This is a genomic window from Pseudomonas sp. (assembly GCF_040514055.1).
GTDB lineage: Bacteria > Pseudomonadota > Gammaproteobacteria > Pseudomonadales > Pseudomonadaceae > Aquipseudomonas.
This window is the reverse complement of sequence record NZ_JBEVDL010000100.1, coordinates 1-3500: the sequence shown is the minus strand read 5'-3', so window position 1 is coordinate 3500 and position 3500 is coordinate 1. Positions and strand designations below refer to the sequence as shown.

Genomic DNA, 3500 nt, shown 5'->3' with positions numbered 1-3500 from the left:
CTTGTTGGCGGCGTCCTTGAGGTCGGTGAGGTCCTGGTCGTCCATCTGTTTGCGGGTCATGACGGTGACCGACTGCGGGATTTCCTTGAGGGTGTGGGTGCCCTTGCCGATGGTCACCGCCCGTGCGGCGTAGGAACCCGAGCCTTCGGTGGTGGCGTCGTTGCTGCTTTCGATGATATTGGTCGCGCCCAATTGCAGCGTAGCGCTGTCGGTGGCGGCTGGCTCGACGCTGAAGTTGCCCTGGGCGGTCACCCGCAGTTGCAGGCCGCTGCCCGCCAACGCCCGCTGCATGGCTTCTTCAGCGGACATCTGGCCCTTCACCGCCGGTGCTTGCTTGCCCTGCACGAGCGCCGGCTCCAGCGAGATGATTTGTCCGCTCTGGCTGGCAATGGCATTGAGGGTACTGGCGAGCGGGCCGGCGGGCAGATTGAATGGCAGGGTTTGCGTCTGCGCCTGCACCTGTGACAGGCCAGGGCCTGCCAGGGTGGCCAGGGCAACGGCGACGGAAAGCGAGTGGGACCACGGGTTGAACACAGCATTCTCCTGAAGGTGTAAGTGTCAGGAGATAGGTGGGATGAGAATTGAAAACCGGACACGAATAAGAGTGATTTGCAAAAAAAATTATTCTTTGGCCGGTTTTGCGCGAATCAACGTCAGCCACGGACTGTAGTGATCGACCCGGATCGGCAGGGTTTCCGCCAGCGCCGCGAAGGTGCGCGCAGGGTCGTTGAGCGGGAACACGCCCTGGACCCGCAAGTTACGCACTTCAGGGGCCAGGCGAACAAAACCGCGACTGTAGGGGCGCAGCGCATCCACGACGTTTTCCAGGGGCTCGTCCAGCACATTGAGGCGCCCGCCGAGCCAGTCGGCGCGATAACGCTGATCGCCAGAAACCGGTTCGATGTGCCGCGCGTAGAGCAGGGCGGATTCTCCCTCCTGCAGGTCACGTCGGGTGCCATTGAGGAGCGTGGCTTGGACGGAGTGCTCCAGCACCACCACACGACTGGCGTCCTGCTCCTGGGCGACGAGGAAACGCGTGCCCAACGCGCGCACCTCACCCTGGGCGGTGCGCACGCGCAACGGACGGTGCGGATCGGGCGCGACCTGAATCACCAGTTCGCCGTGGCGCAGGATGACCAGCCTTTGCTGGCCGTCGAATTGCAGGTCCACCGCGCTGTCGGCGTTGAGGCTCAGGCGGCTGCCGTCGGCCAGGTTGAAATCCTCGCGCTGCCCCCGTCCGGTGGACAGGTCGGCGAACAGGCTGTCGCCCAGCGGGCTGCGCGCACCCAGCCACAAACCGCCACCGAGCAGGCCTAAACCTGCGATTACCCGCAGCGCATCGCGCCGCGATGCCTGCGGTTGCAAGAGCACCTGGCGGGCATGCTCGGTGTGCCCCGGCAAGCGTCGATCCAGGGCGCGCAGGGTGTTGAAGGAACCGCCCAGGCGCTCCTGCAATCTGGCCCAGGCCTGGGCGTGCGCCGGGTCCTTGGCCAGCCAGGCATCGAAACGTGCCTGCAAGGCGGGCGTGGGGGTACCGGCGCGCAGGCGCACCATCCAGTCGATGGCCTGCTCGCTGACAGGGTCCAGGCGCTCTGTTTTCATGTCGCCATCTCGCTCAGGTAGCACTGGCGCAATGCTTGCTTCATATAGCGGCTGACCGTGCGCTCCGACAGGCCCAGCTTTTGGGCGATTGCCACATAGCTCATGCCGTCCAGCTGGCTGTAGAGGAAGGTGGCCTTGACCACCGTCGGCAGGCCATCCAGCGCCCGGTCGATGGCGACCAGGGCTTCGATCAGCTGCAGCTGTTCTTCGGGGGACGGGGCGAGCATCTCGGGCAGGGTGGACAGGCGTTCGAGATACGCCAACTCCAGCTTGCGCCGGCGATGCCGATCGAAAATGAGCCGTCGGGCGATGGTCGAGAGGTAGGCGCGGGGTTGTTCGATGCTGTCGGGATCGACCCGGGCCATCAGCATCTGGCAAAACGTATCGGCGGCAGTGTCCTCGGCGTCCGCATGATTGCGCAGCCGTCGCTGGATATGCTGCAGCAGCCAACGGTGATGATCGCTGAAAAAGTAGCTCAGCTTGCTGGTCGAAGGAGGTTGCACCGGTGGATTTTCCAGATGTTAGTGTGAATCGTTCTCAATACTACCTTTGAGCGACGAGCCACCGCAATCGGGACTTTCCGGGCAACCGCTGTGGGGGGACCGGTTTTACAGCTTCAGAGATTATTTATCGGCATTGGTCGTGCGGATCAGATTGTTGCGCAACGCCACGATCGCCTGCTGCATCTGTGCGAAATCGTCGGGATCGAGGCCCGTTTGCGGAAAGCCGTCTTCGGTCAGTTCGGTGCGTAGTTGGCGACCGGCGTCGGTCAGGCTGATGCGCACCTGGCGTTCATCTTCCGGGTCGCGCTGGCGCAGCAGGTAACCCATCGCCTCGAGCTTTTTCAGGATCGGGGTAAGGGTGTTGGATTCCAGGAACAGCTTTTCCCCGAGGCTGCCGACGGTCTGGTTGTCCTGTTCCCACAGCACCACCAGGGTGATGTATTGGGTGTAGGTCAGGCCGAGTCGTTCGAGCATCGGCTTGTAGGCCTTGCCGAACGCGAGGTTGGTGGAATAGACCGCAAAACACAGGAAGTCGGAGAGCTTGAGATCCAGGGCGGACGTCTTGTCGGTGCTTTTCATGGGGGGTTCTCTTTGGGCAGGCTGCAGACTGAGACTGTACATCGTATGCGATGGTATCGGAAGAGCACTAACCCTGCGGCCGCCTGGCCGGTCCCCCCCCCGGAACCGGCCGTGCCATGGGTTACGCGGTCTGGACGTTGATGGCGACGTCAATGTTGCCGCGGGTGGCCTTGGAGTAGGGGCAGATCGCATCGGCATTGTGGGCCAGCTCGGTCGCGACTTCCTGTGACAGGCCCGGCACCCGCAGGGTCAGGCGGGCCTGGAGGAAGTAGGCGGCGCCGGTCTGGCCCAGGTCGACTTCGATGTCCACAGCCGTATCGGCCGGCAGGGTCACCTTCGCCTGTTGGGCGGCCAGGCCCACCGCTGCGATGTAGCAGGCCGACCAAGCCCCGGCGAACAGCTGCTCGGCTTTCGGGTGCGGTTGCACACCGGTCAGCACGTGCGCTGGAGTGGCGCTGCCGGGGGACGACAGTTCGATGTCGAGGTTGCCGTTATGGCCGCGCGAGGTGGTGCCGGCGCTGCTCAGGGTGGTGTGGGTCTTGCCGCTGGCCAGGACTTTTTCGATCTTGCTCATGATGATTTCCTCAGGTTTACCGATATGTTGTTCGCATACGCTTTGATCGCATGCGACATAAAATTAGACCGTAATAACGCTCAGGGCAACGTCGATATTGCCGCGTGTCGCCTTGGAGTAGGGGCAGATGGAATCGGCGATGTGCGCCAGTTCCGTCGCGACGTCCTGTGCCAGCCCCGGCACGCGCAGGGTCAGTCGGGCCTGAAGGAAATAGGCCGGACCCGTCTGGCCCAGGTCCACTT

At 63.3% G+C, this 3500-nt stretch carries 6 protein-coding genes; all 6 read right to left on the bottom strand.

Annotated elements, in window-relative coordinates; translation table 11 throughout:
• A partial coding sequence (locus ABWY06_RS25760; RefSeq protein ID WP_353928431.1) for an STN domain-containing protein occupies positions 1–534 on the bottom strand: 534 nt, incomplete at its 3' end.
• A gap of 87 nt (positions 535–621) precedes the next feature.
• On the bottom strand, positions 622–1602 hold the full coding sequence (locus tag ABWY06_RS25755; protein ID WP_353928430.1) for a FecR domain-containing protein: 981 nt from the start codon (positions 1600–1602) through the stop codon (positions 622–624).
• Positions 1599–2105 (bottom strand): sigma-70 family RNA polymerase sigma factor, encoded by a 507-nt coding sequence (locus tag ABWY06_RS25750; RefSeq protein ID WP_274078057.1) that lies wholly within the window; start codon positions 2103–2105, stop codon positions 1599–1601. The genes ABWY06_RS25755 and ABWY06_RS25750 overlap by 4 nt, the downstream gene beginning before the upstream one ends.
• Positions 2106–2225: 120 nt before the next feature.
• Entirely contained in the window at positions 2226–2684 is a 459-nt protein-coding gene (locus tag ABWY06_RS25745; RefSeq protein WP_323628456.1) for a transcriptional regulator, SarA/Rot family, read from the bottom strand.
• A 121-nt stretch (positions 2685–2805) separates the two neighbouring features.
• On the bottom strand, positions 2806–3258 hold the full coding sequence (locus ABWY06_RS25740) for an Ohr family peroxiredoxin (RefSeq protein WP_274078059.1): 453 nt from the start codon (positions 3256–3258) through the stop codon (positions 2806–2808).
• A 63-nt stretch (positions 3259–3321) separates the two neighbouring features.
• Positions 3322–3500: OsmC family protein (locus ABWY06_RS25735; protein WP_502948257.1), on the bottom strand; the 179-nt coding region annotated here is incomplete at its 5' end.

What these genes read in the sequence shown, in the direction of transcription:
- ABWY06_RS25755 (WP_353928430.1), bottom strand. Translation starts at nt 1,602, where the DNA reads ATGAAAACAGAGCGCCTGGACCCTGTCAGCGAGCAGGCCATCGACTGG.
- ABWY06_RS25745 (WP_323628456.1), bottom strand. Translation starts at nt 2,684, where the DNA reads ATGAAAAGCACCGACAAGACGTCCGCCCTGGATCTCAAGCTCTCCGAC.
- ABWY06_RS25740 (WP_274078059.1), bottom strand. Translation starts at nt 3,258, where the DNA reads ATGAGCAAGATCGAAAAAGTCCTGGCCAGCGGCAAGACCCACACCACC.